The following is a 21,315-nucleotide window of genomic DNA, read 5'->3' as shown; positions in this document are numbered from 1 at the left end:
TTACGCCGGACATGTCCGGTTCGATCCTGCACCGTGCGTGCTTCGTTCGTTACACCACCGGCCAAACACCGGCGGCTCCGTGCGGAGATACCGAGGTGCATCCCGGAGCGATTCGCTGTGCCTTCGCGCTGAGTACGCTGCCCCACTGCCTTGCGTCGCTCATCAGCCGCGCGCAGCGGCAGCGACGATGACAGTCCATTCGTGTAACCGACATCAATCGCCTTTCACACACCCGTTGGTGTCTTGTCGTGCCAGTAACACTGAGTAGCTTCGCCGCTTTCTCAGGAGGAAGGTATCCACAAAAACGCCCCTTTAAAGACGAGGGCTAGCTCCTCTGCCCAAATTATAGCTAACGAGAACTATCAGAACGGTAACATTTTTGCAGAATTTTTGGAACGGGAACGGCGCATGGGTGAATCTTCCCGATAGTTGGTGATCATTCTCCCTAGCCGATAGTTATATCAAGTAAATATGATTACTATATCGGTCAGGATGCATACAAGTGAGGCAACAATGCAACAAGAGCACATAACTTTCGTCCGGCAAACGGCAAATCGGTCTAACATGTCCTACCGCCTGGCCCAAGGTATTGCAGTTTTCATTACAATCGGCGTGATGTTTGCCGTCGCTGCAGGCTGCAATGCAATAGCAGGGTTGTAACGTTTTTTGAATGCCAACCTAACAAACGATGCGACTTGAAGGTCGCATCGTTTTCTTTTTGCCTTGAAACGCTGCGCAGCCAACATGGTACAATACAGCAGAAATTATAGCGCGCAGCGCTGTCTTGCCGTTATTATTTGTGACTTTCATAACAAATTAGGTAAGGAGCAGGCGAGGCATGAAGGAATGGAACGGTTTCTACGGCCCCAATGCCGGTTATCTGCTCGAACTGTACGAGCGGTACTGTGCCGATCCCAACTCGGTTGATGAAGCAACACGGGCCTTTTTTGCGCAATGGACACCACCCGATGAGATCGCCTCCTCGGAGACACGGGACGGACAACCACCTCTTGACGTTACCCGGATCGTTGGTGCGGCCCGTTTGATCCGCTACATTCGGGAGTTGGGACATCTAGCCGCTCGAATTGACCCACTCGGTAGCGACCCACCCGGCGATCCCGGCCTGGAGCTGGCGACGCACGGGGTGACCCAGGCCGATCTTGCAGCGTTACCGGCCCACATTGTGCGTGGCCCGATCGCAAGCCAAGTGCGTAACGCGGCTGAAGGTGTCGAACGATTACGACAGGCATACTCTGGTTCCATCGGCTACGAGACCGATCAAATCCAAGATTACCGTGAACGGGCGTGGATCCGTGAAGCGGCTGAAGATCGGCGCTTCTTTGGTGGACTTGATGCCGATCGTCAGCGGGAATTGCTCGACCGCCTGACCGAAGTAGAGACATTCGAGCGCTTTTTGCACAAGACGTTTCCCGGCCAAAAGCGGTTTTCGATCGAGGGATGCGATATGCTCATCCCGATGATCGATGCGATTATTCGCAACGCTGCTGCGGCCGGCACCAAAGAGGTTGTTATCGGAATGGCCCACCGTGGTCGGCTTAATGTACTGGCCCACATCCTCGGCAAACCGTATTCTCTGATTTTGACCGAGTTTCACTCGCCCGATTACACCAAAGATACGTATGAAGGTTGGAGTGGTGATGTGAAGTATCACCTTGGCGCACGCAAGGCTTACCGCGAGAGCGGGATTGCCGAAATGCCGATCACGTTGGTACCCAACCCCAGTCATCTTGAGTTTATCAACCCGGTGGTCGAGGGACGCGCTCGCGCTGCTCAAGAACGACGCCATCGCCCCGGCTTCCCTGAAGAGGACGAGAAGGAGTCGCTCGCCATCCTGATCCACGGTGATGCCGCGTTCCCCGGCCAAGGTATTGTCGCCGAGACACTTAACCTCTCGCGTCTGAAGGGCTACCACATCGGCGGTACGATCCACATCATTATCAATAATCAGATTGGCTTTACGACCGACAGCAGCGACTCGCGCTCAACCCTCTATGCCAGCGATCTGGCCCGTGGGCTTGAAATCCCAGTGGTACACGTCAATGCCGATGATGTGGAAGCCTGTATCGCTGCTGCCCGTATGGCGTCAGCCTATCGCGAGAAATTCCAGAAGGATTTTTTGATCGATCTCGTCGGTTACCGACGCTGGGGACATAATGAGGGTGATGAGCCGGAGTTTACTCAGCCCAAGATGTACGAGCGCATCCGCAATCACCCAACAGTGCGTGAGATTTGGGCGCGTGAGCTAGAGCGGCGCGGGATTATTACCCGCGAAGAGGCGCAGGCACGGGTTAATGCAGTGATGAATAAGTTACAGCAAGCGTTTGATAAGGTGCGCGAACGACAGCGATTGGCTGCCGAGCTACCACCGGCATCTTCGCCCGCTAACTCACTGCCGCCACGTCGCTCACCGATTTTTGCTCGTCCGGTCTCGGCAAAAACGCTGATCGAGTTGAATGAGGCGTTGCTAGATCGGCCTGAAGGCTTTACCGTTCACCCCAAACTCGAACGTATGCTGCAACGCCGCCGCCAGGCGATCTATGAAGAAAATGGCATCGATTGGGGGCATGCCGAGGCATTGGCTTTTGCCAGCATCCTCGCCGATGGAACACCGATTCGACTGACCGGCCAAGACAGCGAACGCGGTACCTTTAGCCACCGTCATGCAGTCCTGCACGATGTCGTTACCGGTGAGCGTTTCATCCCGTTGCACGCTATTCCACAGGCACGTGCTTCCTTTGCAGTGTACAACAGCCCCCTCTCGGAAGCATCGGTGCTGGGCTTTGAGTATGGGTATAGCTGCCATGCACCGGATACGCTGGTGCTGTGGGAAGCGCAGTTTGGCGATTTTGCCAATGGTGCTCAGGTGATTATCGATCAGTTTATCGTTAGCGGACACGCCAAATGGGGGCAAAATCCTTCCCTCGTGATGCTCTTACCACACGGCTACGAGGGTCAAGGCCCCGAACACTCGAGCGCCCGCCTCGAGCGTTTCTTGCAACTGGCGGCTAACGATAATATTCGCATTGCCAACTGCACGACGGCGGCCCAGTACTTCCATCTGCTACGCTATCAGGCTGCTTCACTCTACGCCGATCCCAAGCCGCTGATCATTCTCACTCCCAAGAGCTTGTTACGTCATCCGCGCAGTAGTTCGTCGTTGCGCGATCTGACCGATCTGCGCTTCCAGCCGGTGTTGGGATTGGGTGCTGACGCACCGGCCCCCGAAGGAGTCACCCGCCTCATCCTGTGTTCGGGTAAGGTGGCGATCGACCTCATCTCTAGCGCCGAATGGGAAAAGACTGCTGGGCGCGCCGATTTGCTCCGGCTCGAACTGTTGTATCCTTTCCCGGCGGAGGAGGTGCAAGCTGCGATCCGGCGCTATCCGAATCTGCGTGAAGTGGTGTGGTTGCAAGAAGAACCGCAGAATATGGGCGCTTGGACGTTCGTCTGGCCGCGATTGCAGGCGCTCTTGCCAACCGGTGTTACATTACACTACGTTGGCCGAGCCGAATCGTCCAGCCCGGCTGAGGGTCTCCACAGCATTCACGTGCGTGAACAGGCGCGTATTTTGCGTGAAGCAGTGGCCAATCTGCCCGAAGTAACTACACCGGCAACAACCGGTCACGAGACGGTGATCCGCTGATCTGACGGAACGTAGTGCAGAGAGTAGTTTTCTACTTCGTTGGTTCAACGTAGGAGCATAAGAAACGTTGCGCTCGTTTGATCTGTACACAAGGTAGGTTGCGGCATGGCATATGAAATTCGAGTGCCGTCGCTCGGTGAATCGATTGTCGAGGCGACGGTCGCACGCTGGTTGAAGCGTGAAGGCGAAGCAGTTGCAATCGGCGAACCGGTCGTCGAATTAGAGACCGACAAGGTGAACCTTGAGGTAGCCGCCGATCAGAGCGGGGTGTTGGTGAGCATTGCCAGCCCCGAAGGAACTACGGTTGCGATTGGTGATCTGCTTGGTACAATTGAAGCAGGCGCCCTATCTAAGCCTTCGCCGATCCCGGCAGCGGCGCCGGCCACCCCGGCTCCAACACCGGCAGCAGCGCCGGCCACCGATGAAGTCTTGGCGACACCGGTAGCGCAGCGGATGGCTGCTGAACATGCCATTGATTTGCGCACCGTGCAGGGAACCGGCCCCGGCGGACGGGTAACAAAAGAAGACATTATGCGACTCGTTTCAGGTACGGGACCAAGTGAGGCCGTAGCCAAAGCTGACGAGGCGCGGATGAAGGTTAGCCATCCGACCCCGGCGGTGATCGAGACAGCGCCACCGCAGCCAACGTCGCCACCGGCTCCGACCACCCCGCCACCGGCTACGGTTACCCCACCGCGGCTTACACCCCCGCCTGCCACACCGGTGATGACAACCAATGGCGACCGACGTGAAGAGCGGCAACGTCTGAGCCGTCGGCGCTTGACCATCGCACGTCGTTTGGTTGAGGCGCAGCATACCGCGGCGATGCTGACCACCTTTAACGAGGTGGATATGAGTGCCGTGATGGCCCTACGTGCTCGTCACAAGGACTCGTTTAAAGAGCGGCACGGGGTTAGCCTTGGCTATATGTCGTTCTTCACCAAAGCTGTTGTCGGTGCGCTCAAAGCCTTCCCGATGGTCAACGCCGAGATTCAGGGCGAAGAGGTTGTGATCAAGTACTACTACGACATCGGGATCGCCGTTGGGGTGGATGAAGGCTTGGTGGTGCCGGTCGTGCGCGATGCTGACCGCAAGACATTCGCGCAGATCGAGCGCGAGATCGCACAATTGGCGAAGAAGGCGCGCGAGGGCACGCTGAGCCTTGCCGAGTTGCAGGGGGGCACGTTCACGATCACGAACGGCGGTGTCTACGGCTCGTTGATGAGTACGCCAATCCTCAATGCACCGCAAGTCGGGATCCTCGGCATGCACAAGATCGAGGAGCGACCGGTCGTGGTTAATGGGCAAATCGTTATTCGCCCGATGATGTACATCGCCCTCAGCTACGACCACCGCCTGATCGATGGGAGCACCGCCGTGCGCTTCCTCGTCAAGGTGAAGGAGTTGATTGAGGATCCGGAAGCGTTGCTGCTAGAGGGGTAAGGCATTAGCTGGGGGGAGGTTTTTTTACCGCAGAGGGTGCAAGGGGCGCGGAGGATGATCACCATCCCCAATCCCTTGATGCCCTCTGCGCTGCTTTGCGCCTTTGCACCTTTGCGCCTTTGCACCTTTGCGCCTTTGCACCTTTGCGCCTTTGCGCCTTTGCGCCTTTGCGTTGATGCCCTCACCCCCAACCACCGCTTCCACCTGACGGCGGGAGAGAGAAATCTGCCTGTCTTCGCGACAGGCACTGATTGAGCGAAACATCATAATAACCCTCTCCCGCGCCAATGGGAGAGGAGATTGGGGGTAAGGGTGCGCCCCTCCCCCGTTGGGGGAGGGATTAGGGGTGGGGCCCTGCTATGCGGCGAGCTTAGCCTTGGCGATCTTCGGCCAGCAACTGGCGCAGCACGTACTGCAAGATACCGCCGTGGCGATAGTACTCGACTTCTTGCGGCGTATCAATCCGAGCACGGGTCTGGAACTCGCGCACGGTACCGTCAGCAGCAGTGGCGCGCACGGTGAGGATGCGGCCATTGGCGAAGCCACTGGCAATCGCATCGGCCAGACCGATCACATCATAGATTTCGTGACCGGTCAAGCCAAGGCTCGCTGCACTCTCACCGGGCATAAACTGGAGTGGAACAATTCCCATCCCGACCAGATTCGAGCGGTGGATGCGCTCGAAACTCTCGGCAATGACCGCCTTGACCCCCTGTAAATATGGCCCTTTCGCCGCCCAGTCGCGTGACGAGCCGTTACCGTACTCCTTACCGGCAATCACGATCAGCGGCGTACCATCAGCCTGATAGCGCATCGCCGCATCGTAGATCGTCATCACCTCGCCAGTAGGCAGGTAAGTGGTAAAACCACCCTCAGTTCCCGGCGCCAACTTGTTGCGGAGACGGATATTGGCGAAGGTACCGCGTACCATCACCTCGTGGTTACCGCGCCGCGCACCATAGCTATTGAAATCAGCCGGTGCTACGCCGTGTTCAATCAGATACTTACCGGCAGGTGAATTGACCTTAATGCTTCCGGCGGGGCTGATATGGTCGGTTGTAATGCTATCACCCAGGAATGCTAGAACCCGTGCCCCGTGAATCTCGGCTACCCGCTCAGGTGGCGTCGGACTCATCTGGTCGAAATAGGGCGGACGGCGAACATAGGTGCTGTTGGGATCCCACACAAAGCGGTCGCCAGCCGGTACCGGAATATTCTCCCAGCGCTCATCACCTACAAAGATGCTGGCATACGAGCGACGATACATCTCGGATTGAATCGCCGTTTCAATCGTCTGCTGTACCTCAGCTTGTGCTGGCCAAATATCGCGCAAATAGACCGGCTGACCATCCTTACCAATTCCCAATGGCTCCTTGTCTAGATCGATATCGATCCGACCGGCAATGGCATAAGCCACCACCAACGGCGGTGACATCAGATAGTTCGCCTTTACATCTTGCTGCACGCGACCCTCGAAGTTACGGTTACCGGAGAGCACGGAAACCGCCACCAGACCGGCTTGCTCGATTGTCTGGCTAATCTCCGGCGCCAACGGACCAGAGTTACCAATACACGTGGTACAGCCATAACCAACGACGTGGAAGCGGAGCGCTTCGAGGTACGGTAGCAGACCGGCATTGGCGAGGTATTCCGTCACCACTTTCGAGCCGGGGGCCAGCGACGTCTTCACCCACGGCTTCACGGTGAGACCGGCTTCGACCGCCTTCTTCGCCAACAGCCCAGCCGCCACCATCACCGATGGGTTGGAGGTATTGGTGCAGGAGGTAATGGCAGCGATCACCACGGAACCGTGGTGCAGCTTATAACCGGCACCGGGGACTTCCACGGCGGTAGCGGCAAAATCGGCTGCCGAGAGCGCTGTATCAGGTTGAGACGGATTGATAATCGTCGGCACGGCCAGATGGAAGGTACGGTTAACATCGGTCAGTGGCACGCGACCTTCGGGTCGTTTGGGACCGGCGACACTCGGCTCAACACTGGCGAGATCCAGCTCAAGAACTGTCGAATACTCAGCCTCAGGCGTATGCTCATCGTGGAAGAGACCCTGCTCCTTGAAGTAGGCCTCGACCAAGCGCACCCGCTCCTCACTGCGTCCCGAGAAGCGCAAATAGCGGAGCGTCTCCTCATCCACCGGGAAGATACCGCAGGTTGCACCGTATTCGGGAGCCATATTAGCGATGGTCGCTCGGTCGGCCAGTGGCAGATTAGCCAAACCGGGACCAAAGAACTCGACAAACTTGCCGACGACTCCTAGCTTACGTAACATCTGGGTGACGGTGAGTACCAGATCGGTCGCCGTCGCACCCTCGCGCAAACGACCGGTCAGCTTAAAGCCAACTACCTGTGGGATTAACATCGAGAGGGGCTGACCGAGCATCGCCGCCTCAGCTTCGATACCACCAACACCCCAACCCAGCACGCCAAGCCCGTTGATCATCGTGGTATGTGAGTCAGTACCGACCAGCGTATCGGGATAGGCTTGTACCGGTCCACTCGCACGCGGGTTCTCGTCGCTGGTGAAGACCACACGGGCCAGATATTCAAGGTTCACCTGGTGGACAATCCCGTTACCGGGCGGCACCACCTTGAAATTATCAAATGCCGTCTGCCCCCAGCGCAAGAACGCATACCGCTCGACATTGCGCTGGAACTCAAGGTCTTTATTGATCAGCAGCGCCGCTTCAGAGCCATAGGCATCGACCTGCACCGAGTGGTCGATGACCAGCTCGACCGGCTGCAACGGATTAATTCGGCGCGGATCGCCACCCAACTCGGCCATCGCATCGCGCATCGCCGCCAGATCGACCACGCACGGCACACCGGTGAAGTCTTGCAAAATCACGCGCGCCGGCATAAAGGCTACTTCCCGATCAGGTTCAGCCTGCGGTTGCCAATGCGCCAAAGCTAAAATATCATCGGCGGTGACGGTACGACCATCCTCATGGCGGAGCAGATTTTCGAGCAAAATCCGTAACGAGTAGGGTAAGCGAGTGAGATTGACACCGTGGTTGGTTAGAGCGTCCAGGCGGTAGATTTCATACATGCGCTCATCGACCGTCAAGGTCGCGCGAGCACCGAAACTGTTGGTCATCGTTTCTCTCCTTCAGTTGATTACCTGCAACGGAAGGCCGTTCCATGTTGTGGTAGAGCGATTATAGCACGAATAATCACAATGTTGCGATTTGTTGCACAAACAGTGCAAAAGGTGGATGTACTGTCGGAATTATATCCGAATGAGCTATTTTCGGGTCACAAAAGGTAGTACCAATGGTTGATCAATTCTGTTAGGATCTACGTTTAAGATGATACCAACCTGAAACCTCACTCTTCTCTCTCATTCCCCCCCGGTACAGTTCAGGTAAGGTGCCTTCGTTTACAAAGGAGGAGAAAATGCAACCTGGCGTTCGAATGCAACCGTGGGCGGGATTGTTAGTCATCACATTGATCATCATTGTACTCTGGCCGGTGACGCCCGCTCCAGCACAGTCGCAGTTACAGTTGCCGGTCTTTAGCCTCACCAAAATTGCAACCAACAATGACACAACGCAGCAGTTGGGTGGAGTGCTCGAAGGTATCGGTCGCGCCGCTCCGTCTGGTCAAGATGAGTTTCGTGGGAAGAATCGATTCTTTCGCCTGAACGAGCAAAACCGCACGGTGTTGACACAATACGAAGCATCGGGAGGTTTCTTCGCTTACGATATTGATGGCTTAGGCCGCGAAACACCGGCAGGGACAGTCGATGTTGAGGTAGCGAAGCGATTCGCGTGTCAATTCCTCGTTAACAACAATTTTGTCAGCCGTGATGGCACGCTTGCCGGTAATGGTCAGAGCAACTATCCGGTGCGGTTACCATCAATGCCGGAAATCTGCAACGCAACCAAGGACTTCGGGCGTACAACGCTCATTCGCGCTGCGCAATCCACCGTCAACGGTGCCGGCTTAGGTCAAGTTACCGAAACAATCGTTGGTGTGGTGGTGGAAGTGCCGTTTGGTTTTGTGAACAATGGACAGTTTATTCCCATCGGTGGTGCCGGTGGTCATATCTCTCTCCTGTTCACGACTACCGATGTCAGTCTCGCCCAAAGCAATAGCGACTCGCTCGACAGCACCGTTCCCGGTCTCACAGCGGTAGCTATGCCCTTTTACAGGCGCACGCTAGAGTTTCGCGGTACCGTACCGGTACGTAGCTTGAACGATGTGCGGAATGAGGTTGAGACACTGGTGCGCGCCAGCTATCCAGATGCGACGGACATCAATGTACCCGAACCGGTACTGATGTATATGGTCGATGATGCTTCGTTTGAGCAGACCTTCCTCGAACCAGAAGCTATGTTCGACGATGTTACCGTGACATTATCCACCGGCGAAGTGATCGTTCTCCGCTCGTTCACAATCCCGTTGGTTGACGATAGCACGAGCAGTTTCAGCCCAACCGTCACTATCACGGCACCGACCAACGGTAGCTCGTTCCCACCGAACGGTTCGATCAGTCTCACAGGCACTATCGCCAACGGCACAGCGCCCTACACCTACCAGTGGCTCCTTGGCGACGAAACACCGCTGAGCGACCCGGCCACGCTGAATACCCCCGGCTCAGTTAGCCATTCGACAACCTTGCCGGCTGCGCTGCGTGAAACAACACCGGATGCGGTGACCATCATCTTGCGCGTGATCGACGCCAATGGTGTGCAGCGTGAGGCAAGCATTAGTATCACCCCCGATTATCGCTTCATTTATGTACCTGCTATTTTGCAAAGTGGTAGTAGCACTGCTGTGACTGCTACACTGCTGGCGGTAGAACTCGCCCAATCTTCCTCCACCCACACCTTTGGGGTCGAAGGCAACTGGGACTACCCGCCCTATGGCGCAGGTGGCTCTGACCTACCGGGCGTGATCCCGGATGTAACCGGTTTTCGCAGCGGGATGTTAGGGTACGGCTACACCCAACGCTTCCACTGGACGAATGCGAGTGCTTGGGAACGTGATTGGCGTGATGTCAGTTTGGGTGGGATCGATAGTACGTTAGGAGTTGATCGGGCCGCATTCGTGTACTACGCCGGGCACGGCGGTCCGGGCGGCATTGTAATGGCCTCGAACCAAGATAGTACGTGGTTTAGTGGCAACAACGCCCGTTACCAAAATCTGCGCTGGGTCGGGTTCGCGTCGTGCCAAACACTGCGCGTACAAGGGTATACACCGGGTAACGAACCGATCCGCAAATGGTTCAACGCCTTCCAAGGCGCCCATATGCTACTCGGTTTCAACAGCAATATGGCTGACGTCGCTTTTGGCGGCAACTTAGTGGCGAATATGAAAATGCCTTCATTTCTCGGCATCGATTTCCCATGGGCACAGTTAACCATCGCCCAGGCGTGGGTCAAGACGGCGTTTGATATGCATGCCGGTAAGCCAGCCTACGTCTATGCCCGTAGCGCAACGGTCAATCCTGTGAACGACAAGCTACCCAAACCTGGCGTTGGGATGCCATCACGACCACTACCGGTCGTTTCGTATCACTGGGTGTGGTGGGAGTTCTGATCCGGTCAGGCGTAACGCAGTGCGTCATACCCAAATATCGGCCATCTCCCATTGACGCCGGTGTAGACCACATCGATATCTGGATTAGCTGCCTCAAAAACCTTGATTACCTCCTCGAAGGCATCGGCCTCACCGCCACCAAACGCACCGAGGATCGTTACCCGCTTCTTTTCGCCGGTCGTCTGTCCCGTCTGCTCGCTACCGGCAGGTTGCGTCGGTTGAGCCGTCGATTCACCGCCACACGCCGCCAGTACTAAGCTGGCAACGGTCATCAGCATTACAAACAAAGTCATCCGCGAACGTGACATTGTACTTACTCCTTTCACAGCCTAGCGGTCATCCTAACGATTACCTTAATGTAGCTGCTACAATAGCACCTCCTCCACCTATCTTCACGTTGCCAAAGCATCGCCGGGCAACGAACGGCTACTCGCACTAGATTGACGCCCGTTCAATTAATGGACAGGGGATATAGTGCTGGATCGGTGGCAACGTCTCACCTGCCGGTAAGGTTTGTAGCATCTCTACTGCCCGTCGTCCCATTTCGTAATGGGGTAGCTCGACGGTAGTCAGCGGTGGGTAAAGCTGAGCAGCGATCAGCTCAAGATTATCGAACCCTACCACGGCTACATCTTGTGGAATGCGTAATCCCAAACGCTTGATCGCGTCATAGGCTCCCATTGCCATCTTATCGTTAAAACAGAAGATAGCCGTCGGACGTTCAGCTAATTCAAGCAAGGCACGGGTTGCGGCAAAGGCGTCTTGTGCATTCGAATGCACACTGCGCACCAGGGTTGGGTCAAACGGTAAACCATAATCGGCCAGCGCCTGCCGATACCCTTCTAGCCGGCCAAAGAGCGCCGGCATTGGGATAATCTCATTGATAAACGCAATCCGACGATGACCGCGCTTAATCAGTGCCTCGGTCGCGGTGTAGCCCCCCTGTACTTCATCGGGGATCAGCGCCGGCAGTGAGCGATCGGCTACAAAGCAGTTCACCAGCACCATCGGCACCGGACCCAGATCGGGTGGGGGTACCACCTCATGGTGGTACATGGTCGCATAGATTAACCCTTCTACCCGCCGTTCGAGCATAAACTGCAACGCCATCTGCTCAATATCGTGCTGACCACTCGTATTGATCACCAGGAGCATCTGCCGGGCCGACCACGCCGCCTCTTGTGCCCCAAGGATCATCCGTACTGCATATGGTGACGTTACCACCTCATCAGAGATCAAACCGAGGGTTTGTGAGTGGCGAGTACGCAAACCGCGCGCAATTGCGTTGGGACGCCAACCGAGCGCATGGATCGCAGCCCAGACTCGATCGCGTGTCTCTTGACTAATCGAAGCGGTGACAACGTTGTTCACCACAAACGATACCGTCGTCTGTGAGACCCCGGCCAGTCGGGCTACGTCATACATCGACGGAGGGCGATTCCGTTTTGAGCGAGATTGGTCGTCCATTGACCGTATTACCTGATAGTAAAACGAATTACTAATTCGTTTTACATTGTAACACACCATTAACAATCCTGTCAAGCGTGTGCAGTGATTACCGCATGATAACAGTCTTGTCAATAGTTGCTGGAACGAATAATCATCAGACCTACGGCGAACGTAGTGAACGGTATCCTCCGTAGCAGGCACCGCCGTCGTATCAAGCGGAAACTCGCTTTAAGCGCACCTTCCCACGGCGGTGCCAACCGACAACAGACAGGGTATTGGCTTCAACCTGATGATGAAGATACGGACAACACAACCATCACCGCGTCGCCGATTGAAGGCAAACGCTTAGTCAACGACTGGTTTGCGAGGACACCGGTCGTTGGCGATAGATGCGTGCGTACCGGTGCGATTAGACCCCACCGGCCCGAATCAAACCGGCCAAATTATTGCGCCCCTGATCGGCCAGCAGCGTCGCTTGGGCGATAAACAACTGGGCAGTGGTTACTGCGTCGTTGAGCGCATTGTGTTGAGCATAGACCGGCAAGCCTAGCGCGCTGGCCAAGCCACGCAACTCAACCGCCGGCGCCGGCATATCACGCGGCTGTTCACCCAACCACTGCGCATTGAGGTGCAAGGTCATCGCCAAACGGGCCGTATCGAGAATCGGTCGGCGCAAGCGCCCGCCAAACGGTTTGAGCGCCGCGTTGATGAAACGCACATCAATTTCGGCCACATGCACCACCAGAACCCGCCCAGCAATCCGCTGTAACAGCTCGGCGAGCACCGCTTCCGGCGGCGGCGCATCGCGCAACTCGTCCGAGGTGAGGTGATGGACACGAATGCTCTCAACGCTTGGCTCGCGATCGGGTGGCGGGCGAATGAGCGAATGCCATGTCTGTTTCAACAAGACGCGCCCATTCTCAACATTAACGGCGCCAATCGCAATCAGCGCATCGTGGCGCGGATCGAGGCCGGTGGTTTCAACATCAATTACCGTATACGGCACTTCCCGCCACGGCAAGCGCCGGTCAGGCTCAGGAAAGGCTTCGTAGGCGCGCACAAAATCGGCGGGAGGCGTGCGCTGAAAGAGGCGTGACCAAAACGAAAGCATAGTCTCTCCCGTGCCGACGTCACGCCAACCGGTCAGTCTGGAACATGAGCGCCACACCCCGCTGCACCGACGCAATTACTTGCAACGACTCTTTGACTTCACGTCGTTCGCGCAGGCTAAGCTGGTGAAAATTAACGAGATTGTCAGGCGGCAGCCCCTGAGCAATCTGCTGTTGCTGGTGTTGCAAGCGCAGGGTCGAGAGCAGCTCAAACGCGCTAATCAGATTATCACCATCTTCACGGCTCAATACACCGGCTGTCATAGCAGCACGTAGACGTGCAATCGTATTTGTCTCGTTACTATGGGCTTCAAGGCCAAAGAGACGTGCTAAATCAACGACCATTGCAGTTCCACGCAACTTCAGATCGAGCAGATCACGCTGTTCCCCCCGGCGTTCGAGTGCTACTTGCCGGAAAAACGTGAGCGGAGCAGGCTGACGGAGAGCAGCTCGTGCCAAGCGGGCCATAAAGATACGATGATCGGCGGCATGCTGAGTAATCGTGCGCAAGATCGATTCAGCAGGCAAGGTACCATACACCTGTCGATAATCGAAGAAGATAGCAATCCGCAGTAACGACTCCTCATCGGGCACCTCGATCCAGCGACGAAAATAGCGTTGCCAGACCGACAGTGGCTGCCGCCACTCTGGATTGGTGGCCATGATATTACCGGGGCAACGGGGAAAACCACACTCTACCAGCCAGCCGACTACCAACTCGGCCAGTTGCTCAAAATAGAGTACTGCTTCTGGCGATGCTTCATCGTCGTAGACCAGTGCATTATCTTGATCGGTACGCAAGGTTTGCTCATAGCGACCCTCAGAGCCAAGTACGAGCCACGCATACGGCACCGGTGGTGGACCCAACTGCGCCTCAGCATCGTGCAACAAGCGTTGTAAGAGTGCATCGTGGGCCACGGCCACCACGCGACCAATATCGCTCACCCGTGCCCCGGCATCTATCAGGGTTATCACCGCCTCGGCAACCTGATCGGTATAGCGGCGTAGATCGGCCAGTGATGTCGCCCGTTGCAGTAAACGAGGCAAAAAGAGCGGACTATTACTTTGGCGACGCAGAATATCGGTATGCGTGACCACGCCCACTACCCGTTCACCATCAACGAGCGGCAGATGGTGGATACCTCGTTCGAGCATCAGCAACAGGCCTTCAAATGCCAAAGCATCGGCTGAAATAACCGTTGCCGGCGCACTCATCACCCGGCGAACAGGTGTCGCATCAGACAAACCTTCAGCCAGCACACGGTTTCGCAGATCGCGGTCGGTAATAATACCGAGCGGATCGTGTTCAACGATCAACGAAGAAATTCGTTCGGCTCGCATCAAACGTGCGGCCTCACCAACAGTCGCATCGGGGCTAATCGAAACCGGTGGGCGCGCGATCAGATCACGCAGGCGGGTTTGAAACAGCGCCGGATTCGATTCGGCCTGCCGCAACTGCAGGGCATAGCCAAGACGCTCGATCACAGAGGCGGCAAAAAAGGCGGCAAACTGTGGCTGTTCGGCACGCAGGCGGTGAAAGATTGGCGCCGGCAGCAGATAGAGCAATGTATCGGTATGAGCGCGCACCGTGACGAGCGGGGGCTGACCACGGATCAACGACGGATGACCAAACGCTTCACCAGGACCAAGGGTATCGACGACTTGATCGCCGCTCCGCAGCAGATCAACCGATCCCTTACACACAATATAGAGAAACTGTGACGGCTCACCACCGCGGGTCAAGATCGTCTGACCAGCCCGGACAAACTCAATCTGCAACTCGCCGGCAATCTGGCTTACCACCTGATCGGGAAGCCGATCGAAGGGAGGATAGGAGCGAAGAAAGCGTGCGATCTCATCCATGCAGACACACTCATGAATATGAATACAAGAAAGGCATCTCCGTACTGGAGATGCCTCGCAGGTGACGACGGAACCACACAGGAGGCTACCGGCGTTCGATCAAGAGACGAATCGCTGTGCGTTCCTCATCATCGATAGAGACATCGATAAATGACGGAATACAGACAATATCGATCCCCTCTTCGCTCAGATATGCACGAGCAATAGCGACGGCCTTAATTGCCTGATTGGTCGCACCGGCGCCAATTGACTGCACTTCAGCCGAACCGTTCTCGCGCATAACACCGGCAATAGCGCCGGCAACGGCACTCGGCCGCGAGCGGGTCGAGACCTTAAGGACCTCGGCACTGCGCTGTTGACGAGCGGGAGTGGCCGCATTGTTATCGCCGACTGCCCGTTCTAGCGGCTGGGCGTTGCTCATAGCTTCCTCCTGTTGGTGAAGAGTAGATAGACGGCTCGCATCATCGGGCGGAGTTGCCAGGCTCATACCGGCGCAGCCTCCTCGTGTACATGAACCCTGATAGCCGACAGTAACTGCGTGAAGAAATTGTACCACACAGTATCGTGGTTTGCAGGCCAAATTGCCCCGATTTTGCACAAATTCGAGCAATTTAGCCGAATATGATCACCGCGCATAATCGACTGCGCGGGTTTCACGGATGATCGTTACTTTGATCTGGCCCGGATACTGCAAACTCTCTTCAATCTTCTTTGCCACATTGCGAGCCAGATGGATGCTGCCCAGATCATCGATTTGATCGGGCTGCACCATGACACGCACCTCACGACCGGCTTGAACGGCAAATGCCCGTTGAACACCGGGGAATGAGGTTGCTACCGTCTCTAGTGCTTCAAGCCGTTTGATATAGAGATCGAGCGTCTCACGACGCGCACCGGGGCGTGCGCCGGAGATCGCATCGGCTGCAATCACCAGAAATGCTTCAACCGTTTGTGGTTCTTCGTCGTAGTGATGGGCCGCTATTGCATGCACAATGGCCGGTGACCGGCCCAACCGGCGCGCAATCTCTGCTCCGATAAGGGCATGCGGCCCTTGTACTTCATGATCGACGGCCTTGCCGATGTCGTGCAAAAGGGCAGCCGTCTTCGCGATATTTACATTTGCCCCTAATTCGGCAGCCATGTGCGCCGCCAACAAGGCACATTCAAGTGAATGCTGTAACACATTTTGCCCATAACTGGTACGATACTTCAACCGACCGAGCAGCTTGATCAGATCGGGGTGCAGCCCTTGCACGTTTGCTTCGTAGGCAACGCGCTCACCCTCTTCACGCATAATCTGTTCGATCTCAAGCTGCGTCTTGTGGACCACCTCCTCAATGCGTGACGGATGGATACGACCATCCTTCAGCAACTTAAGCAGCGCTACCCGTGCCACTTCACGACGGACCGGATCGTGACACGAGAGCGTCACTGCTTCAGGCGTATCGTCAACAATAATATCAACACCGGTGATCTGCTCAAAGGCACGAATATTGCGGCCTTCACGACCGATAATGCGTCCTTTCAATTCTTCACTCGGCAGATTCACCGTTGAGACGGTCATTTCTGCAACGTAATCACTCGCACAGCGTTGGATGGCCAAACCGATAATTTTGCGGGCAATCTTATCGGCCTCTTCTTTGGTCTGCTGTTCGAGTTCACGGATGCGCCGAGCAGCATCTTCGCGGGTTTCGCGTTCTACTTCGGCCAAAATAATCGAACGTGCTTCGTCACGTGACAACTGGGAAATGCGCTCGAGTTCTTGCGCTTGTTGTCGTTTGAGCCGCTCAGCCTCTTGGGCTAACTGCTCGATCTGGCGCTCGCGTTGCTGGATCAACCGCTCGCGGCGTTCGATCCCCTCTAGCTTACGATCGATATTTTCCTCTTTACGTTGCAGCCGCTCTTCTTGTTTTTGCAAGCTTTGGCGCGATTCACGTAACTCGGCTTCGGCTTCATTACGAATCCGTAAGGCCTCATCTTTGGCTTGCAAAAGTATCTCTTTTTGCTGCGACCGCGCCTCTTCAATTAATAGTCGCGCTTCAGCAGCTTTGCGTTGTACTAGTGAGCTAGCGCCATTGTTTGCCCACCAGATACCTATTCCTGTACCGCCAACTAGCCCGAGTAAGAGGGCAATGACGGCCCAGAGTAGCTCTGTCACGGTAGCCTCCTATGTAGTTGTTAATGTGCATGCGCCGGTTTGCAACAGTGTTTTTCCGGCAGTATGCGAACAGATATTGTAACTATGGATCATTAATCCATTAGATAGTCATCATCATACTGATCGATGTACCGGCTGTCAAGACATTTACCAAGAGTTGAAGGGCAGTGGCGCATCTGCTATAATCGCCCGCAGAGGAGATGTATGGACAACCACGTTGTTGTGCATGCCCTATCGGTTATGTGACACCGTCCGAGGAGGATGTGATTGCATGCTACGTCCATTTTGGCGAGCCACGTTGCTCTTGTTAATCCTGCTCCTGAGTTTGCTGTTATTGGCGACGTGTGCAAGTAATCGTACTGCGTTCGCTACACCGTTGTACGTTCAACAATTGACGACCAAACCCGATGATTATAACGGTCGTGAGGTAACCGTCGATGGCGCATACGTTTGGCGCCCGGGCGATCCTGGGCTGGCCGTCTTGGCGGTAGGAGTGAGTACGCTCGATAACGGTCTCGATGCTCAGCCAATCGGCGAACCAATCTGGGTCGAAGGATTTCCGGCAGAAGTTACCGAGCACTTACACCGCCCCGGTGATAGTGTCTACGGTTTTGTCCGTGTGCGTGGGCGGTTTGAAGCCGGTGGCAACTACGGCCCCGGCGGTGCGTACCGCTTTTTACTGATGGTGAGTAGTGCCGAACCAATCGAGCGGATCCGTCGCATCGAACAACGCTTGACCGACCGGCCACTCGGCCCTGATAAGGTCTCTTTCTTTGAGTTGCTGCGTAACCCGCAGCAATACCAAGGGCAACGGATCACCACGCAAGCTTATTATTTTTGGAACTCGGTCATCTATGTGCTGGCCGAGGGTATCTCGACCGAAGAGGACGGTTCGAGTCCGCAACCGGTCGGTGGTGCGATTTGGGTTGAGCAATTTCCACCCGATCAATCGGCGGCCCTGACAATCGGGCCAAACAATAGCTTTGTCTGGGGGTTAGTCGAAGTAACCGGTACCTTCCAAACCGGCGGTGGTTTTGGTCGTGATGGCGCGTATCGGAGTATTTTCTTTGTCGAGTCGGCGCGACCGCTGCAACCCTAACCGAACCAACCGCCAAGGCAACGGCAAAGGTTGTAAAGCGCGGTGTATTACTTTATCGAACCAATGGATGAAGATGACATCCCCGCCGTACAGCAGATCGAGCGGCAGAGTCAGATGGCACCATGGTCGGCCCAGACCTACCGCCGCGAGATCCGCAACCGACAGTCATGCCGCTATGTTGTTGCCCGTGCCGATACCCGCCCCCCCAACGGCTCACCCGCCACAACCGCTTATCCGTTGCTTGTCCGTATGCTGCAACGGATCGGGTTGGTGAGCCTCTTACCAACTGCACGCCCCCCGATTGCCGGCTACGGTGGGATTTGGCTGAACGAACGTAGTGGTCATATTACGACCATTGCTGTTGCGCCGATCCACCGCCGCCGTGGTGTCGGTGAGCTGCTCCTCAATGCCTTGATCGACGGTGCGTATGAGTTGAACGCCGAATATCTCTCGCTCGAAGTGCGTGTGAGTAACCTCGCCGCACAACGTCTCTACCTCAAATACGGATTCCGACCCGTCGGTCAGCGCCCCAATTACTACACCGATAACCAAGAAGACGCCCTGGTCATGTGGACCGACCCGATCACAACTACCAGTTTCAAAGAGCGGTTGCGCGAGTTGCGTCGTCAGTTATACGAACGGTTACGCCAACAAGCCGATCAGCCGGTAGCTGATAATCCCAGCAGCGGGCCAATGGTCGGGTAGAGCGGGCTTTGCCGGAGATCGGCAGCCCGAATACGGCCGCGGTAGACGGCGTCGGCCAATTCCCGATGGAGCGTAGCCAATCGCTCACGCCCCTGGACGCGATCACGAAAAGCCGTATGACGCAAGAGCAAAGCAGCTTCGTTCTGCGGTGATAGTTTGCCGGCAAAGAGATGATGAGGGGCGCGCGGTGCTAAACCTAGCTCGTCGCAGCGCTGAAGTAATTCGTAGTCGCGATCGTGTCGGTAGAGCGGATTGACGGTTGCCTGATCGCGATAGATATCACGGTAGTAACGCGGCGGGTAGGAACCAAGCTGGTTGAGTAACACGTTGATCCGATGTCGATGGCGCTCGTTCGAGATGTGTAGGTAATCCCAAATCACAAAATCGGCGCCGGCAGTTGCGCAAGCGTGCAATACACGGCGCAGATTGAGATTGCTATCGTTGACGTAGGGCATAATCGGTACCAACGCCACCCCAACCGGAATCCCGGCCCGCTTCAATTCGGTAATCAGTTCAAGGCGTAACTGGGGCGACGGCGCACGAGCCTCGATGCGTGTCGCCAAATGCTGATCGAGCGTGAGTAGCGTCGTGACCACGATTGCCAAACTCTGCTCGTTGATCTTCTGTAACAGTGAACGATCTTCAAGCACGAGCGGACTCTTCGTCATCACCAGACAAGGCTGACGATGCTCGGCAAAGAGTTGCAACACCTGCCGCGTGATCCGATACGTCTCTTCGGCGGGCTGATAGGGATCGCTCAAGGCACTGATGGCAATCAAATCCCCACGATCAATCGTCGGTAGGATGGCAGCAAGGCGCTGCGGTAAGTCGACCGGGATGGCAATCGTCTCGTTGAGCGGTCGTTCGTGATAGACCCAACTGTCACAATACGGGCAGCCAAACTCACAGCCGGCATAGATGCTCATCGTGTAGGACGAGAGAAAGTACTCGTTGATGAGCGGACGGCGTGGGCTGAGCGGCGGTACGTTCGGAGCAATTTCGCGCTGATAGTAGGCCATGAGTATATTACCTGGAATAACGACGACACAGCGGTATAGTTATGAACGTGGCGAGATCGTATCTGACATCGGATTTTGCTCACGTTGACGCCGCGCTGCGGCCAACGCGGCCAACAGTTCGGCGTGAATTAAGCCATTCGTTGCCACAATTCGATCACCACTGAGCGGGCGCCACTCGCCACCCTGCCAATCGGTGACGGTTGCGCCGGCTTCACGAGCAATCAAACCACCGGCAGCAACATCCCACGGCTTCAAACCCAATTCCCAATGACCATCGGTACGCCCGGCAGCAACAGCACAGAGATCGAGCGCGGCTGAGCCGGGCCGACGAATATCTTGCACCAGCATCGCCAGATAGGTCAGTTCGGTCAAGTTGTTGTCGGGCTGTGTAAAGCGATCATACGGTAAGCCACTGCTCAACAGACTACGGGCTAACACCGATGTTCGTGAGACGTGGAGACGGCGACCGTTGAGAAATGCACCCTTGCCACGTTCGGCATAGAAGAGTTCGTTGTGCATAGGATCGTAGACCACGCCAAGCAGCGGTTCGTTGTAGGCAAGGAGGGCAATCGAGACGGCAAAGATGGGCAAGCCATGGAGAAAGTTGAGCGTGCCATCGAGTGGATCGATCAGCCACGTGTAAGGTGAAGACATACTAACGCCGCTACCTTCTTCGGCGATAATCGCATGGTCAGGGTAGCGAGAACGGATCGCACCAACGATGAGAGCCTCACTAGCCCGATCAACTTCGGTGACAACATCGGCGTGTTGTTTAGGTTCGTAGGTAATCTCACGTTCGGCTCCAGCCCGAATCAGAGCACCGGCTCGATAGGCTACATCAATGGCAAAATCTAGCATATTGGCATGAACCTTATCATAATACGGTTACGAGCACCGTCTTCATTGTAATACTAATTGGTGGGTAGGATGTTATTGGAACTCATCTCCGATCCCGCCCACGAGCTTGACATGGCGCGCGGAGCGTACCACCCGCTCTCTGTCATGTCGAGCGCAGCGAGACATCTTCCAATGATTTCTCGCTCCGCTCGAAATGACAAGGGGGAGGTTGCGCTCGAAATGACACACGCTGCGCTTGAACAGACACGGGGACACCGGTACTCATCAGGGCGAGCGGCGCACGCCATCCACTCCCTATCACGGCGCGCGGAACGTACCACCCGCTCTCTGTCATGTCGAGCGCAGCGAGACATCTTCCAATGATTTCTCGCTCCGCTCGAAATGACAAG

General features: G+C 55.9%; 14 protein-coding genes. 5 read left to right on the top strand and 9 right to left on the bottom strand.

Annotated elements, in window-relative coordinates; translation table 11 throughout:
* Window positions 1–838 precede the first annotated feature (838 nt).
* The gene (locus tag ACP5OT_RS01405; protein ID WP_424674353.1) at window positions 839–3,664 is read left to right on the top strand and encodes a 2-oxoglutarate dehydrogenase E1 component; all 2,826 of its coding nucleotides are present in this window, start codon (window positions 839–841) and stop codon (window positions 3,662–3,664) included.
* Window positions 3,665–3,769: 105 nt separating this feature from the next.
* Window positions 3,770–5,107 carry a 2-oxoglutarate dehydrogenase complex dihydrolipoyllysine-residue succinyltransferase gene (odhB, locus tag ACP5OT_RS01400; protein WP_424674354.1) on the top strand — a complete coding sequence of 446 codons (1,338 nt, stop codon included), beginning with the start codon at window positions 3,770–3,772 and terminating at the stop codon, window positions 5,105–5,107.
* A gap of 370 nt (window positions 5,108–5,477) precedes the next feature.
* Here the strand turns inward: odhB and acnA are convergent, their stop codons facing one another.
* Window positions 5,478–8,219, bottom strand: a complete 2,742-nt coding sequence (gene acnA, locus ACP5OT_RS01395) for an aconitate hydratase AcnA (protein ID WP_424674355.1) — start codon at window positions 8,217–8,219, stop codon at window positions 5,478–5,480.
* 299 nt (window positions 8,220–8,518) lie between these two features.
* Here acnA and ACP5OT_RS01390 point away from each other — a divergent pair, with 299 nt between their 5' ends.
* Window positions 8,519–10,666 carry a DUF6345 domain-containing protein gene (locus ACP5OT_RS01390; protein WP_428131122.1) on the top strand — a complete coding sequence of 716 codons (2,148 nt, stop codon included), beginning with the start codon at window positions 8,519–8,521 and terminating at the stop codon, window positions 10,664–10,666.
* Between the two features lie 5 nt (window positions 10,667–10,671).
* On the opposite strand, the gene ACP5OT_RS01385 is transcribed toward ACP5OT_RS01390, so the two are convergent.
* The 6 genes from ACP5OT_RS01385 to rny all read right to left on the bottom strand — a co-directional run bounded on the left by ACP5OT_RS01385 (window position 10,672) and on the right by rny (window position 17,245).
* Complete coding sequence (locus tag ACP5OT_RS01385) at window positions 10,672–10,974, bottom strand: hypothetical protein (protein WP_424674357.1); 303 nt, start codon at window positions 10,972–10,974, stop codon at window positions 10,672–10,674.
* A 127-nt stretch (window positions 10,975–11,101) separates the two neighbouring features.
* A complete protein-coding gene (locus ACP5OT_RS01380; protein WP_424674358.1) occupies window positions 11,102–12,133 on the bottom strand; it encodes a LacI family DNA-binding transcriptional regulator in 1,032 nt (343 codons plus the stop codon).
* Between the two features lie 391 nt (window positions 12,134–12,524).
* Window positions 12,525–13,226, bottom strand: coding sequence for a 3'-5' exonuclease (locus tag ACP5OT_RS01375; RefSeq protein WP_424674359.1), 702 nt, complete (start codon window positions 13,224–13,226; stop codon window positions 12,525–12,527).
* Window positions 13,227–13,245: 19 nt separating this feature from the next.
* Entirely contained in the window at window positions 13,246–15,087 is a 1,842-nt protein-coding gene (locus ACP5OT_RS01370; RefSeq protein ID WP_424674360.1) for a DUF294 nucleotidyltransferase-like domain-containing protein, read from the bottom strand.
* A gap of 85 nt (window positions 15,088–15,172) precedes the next feature.
* Entirely contained in the window at window positions 15,173–15,508 is a 336-nt protein-coding gene (locus ACP5OT_RS01365; protein WP_374710794.1) for a stage V sporulation protein S, read from the bottom strand.
* A gap of 204 nt (window positions 15,509–15,712) precedes the next feature.
* Window positions 15,713–17,245, bottom strand: coding sequence for a ribonuclease Y (gene rny / locus ACP5OT_RS01360; protein WP_424674361.1), 1,533 nt, complete (start codon window positions 17,243–17,245; stop codon window positions 15,713–15,715).
* Between the two features lie 271 nt (window positions 17,246–17,516).
* On the opposite strand from rny, the gene ACP5OT_RS01355 reads away from it, so the two are divergent.
* A complete protein-coding gene (locus ACP5OT_RS01355; protein ID WP_424674362.1) occupies window positions 17,517–18,344 on the top strand; it encodes a hypothetical protein in 828 nt (275 codons plus the stop codon).
* 63 nt (window positions 18,345–18,407) lie between these two features.
* Entirely contained in the window at window positions 18,408–19,049 is a 642-nt protein-coding gene (gene rimI / locus ACP5OT_RS01350) for a ribosomal protein S18-alanine N-acetyltransferase (protein ID WP_424674425.1), read from the top strand.
* Here rimI and ACP5OT_RS01345 read toward each other — a convergent pair.
* Window positions 19,004–20,068, bottom strand: a complete 1,065-nt coding sequence (locus ACP5OT_RS01345; protein WP_424674363.1) for an SPL family radical SAM protein — start codon at window positions 20,066–20,068, stop codon at window positions 19,004–19,006. The genes rimI and ACP5OT_RS01345 overlap by 46 nt on opposite strands.
* A 39-nt stretch (window positions 20,069–20,107) precedes the next feature.
* Window positions 20,108–20,926 (bottom strand): inositol monophosphatase family protein, encoded by an 819-nt coding sequence (locus tag ACP5OT_RS01340; RefSeq protein ID WP_424674364.1) that lies wholly within the window; start codon window positions 20,924–20,926, stop codon window positions 20,108–20,110.
* Window positions 20,927–21,315 lie beyond the last annotated feature (389 nt).

This window comes from Chloroflexus sp. (assembly GCF_049970315.1).
GTDB lineage: Bacteria > Chloroflexota > Chloroflexia > Chloroflexales > Chloroflexaceae > Chloroflexus.
This window is presented reverse-complemented; position numbering and strand designations above follow the sequence as displayed.

What these genes read in the sequence shown, in the direction of transcription:
- ACP5OT_RS01380 (WP_424674358.1), bottom strand. Translation starts at nt 12,133, where the DNA reads ATGGACGACCAATCTCGCTCAAAACGGAATCGCCCTCCGTCGATGTAT.
- ACP5OT_RS01390 (WP_428131122.1), top strand. Translation starts at nt 8,519, where the DNA reads ATGCAACCTGGCGTTCGAATGCAACCGTGGGCGGGATTGTTAGTCATC.
- ACP5OT_RS01365 (WP_374710794.1), bottom strand. Translation starts at nt 15,508, where the DNA reads ATGAGCAACGCCCAGCCGCTAGAACGGGCAGTCGGCGATAACAATGCG.
- ACP5OT_RS01370 (WP_424674360.1), bottom strand. Translation starts at nt 15,087, where the DNA reads ATGGATGAGATCGCACGCTTTCTTCGCTCCTATCCTCCCTTCGATCGG.
- ACP5OT_RS01375 (WP_424674359.1), bottom strand. Translation starts at nt 13,226, where the DNA reads ATGCTTTCGTTTTGGTCACGCCTCTTTCAGCGCACGCCTCCCGCCGAT.
- ACP5OT_RS01355 (WP_424674362.1), top strand. Translation starts at nt 17,517, where the DNA reads ATGCTACGTCCATTTTGGCGAGCCACGTTGCTCTTGTTAATCCTGCTC.
- ACP5OT_RS01385 (WP_424674357.1), bottom strand. Translation starts at nt 10,974, where the DNA reads ATGTCACGTTCGCGGATGACTTTGTTTGTAATGCTGATGACCGTTGCC.
- acnA (WP_424674355.1), bottom strand. Translation starts at nt 8,219, where the DNA reads ATGACCAACAGTTTCGGTGCTCGCGCGACCTTGACGGTCGATGAGCGC.
- ACP5OT_RS01345 (WP_424674363.1), bottom strand. Translation starts at nt 20,068, where the DNA reads ATGGCCTACTATCAGCGCGAAATTGCTCCGAACGTACCGCCGCTCAGC.
- odhB (WP_424674354.1), top strand. Translation starts at nt 3,770, where the DNA reads ATGGCATATGAAATTCGAGTGCCGTCGCTCGGTGAATCGATTGTCGAG.
- rimI (WP_424674425.1), top strand. Translation starts at nt 18,408, where the DNA reads ATGGATGAAGATGACATCCCCGCCGTACAGCAGATCGAGCGGCAGAGT.
- ACP5OT_RS01405 (WP_424674353.1), top strand. Translation starts at nt 839, where the DNA reads ATGAAGGAATGGAACGGTTTCTACGGCCCCAATGCCGGTTATCTGCTC.
- ACP5OT_RS01340 (WP_424674364.1), bottom strand. Translation starts at nt 20,926, where the DNA reads ATGCTAGATTTTGCCATTGATGTAGCCTATCGAGCCGGTGCTCTGATT.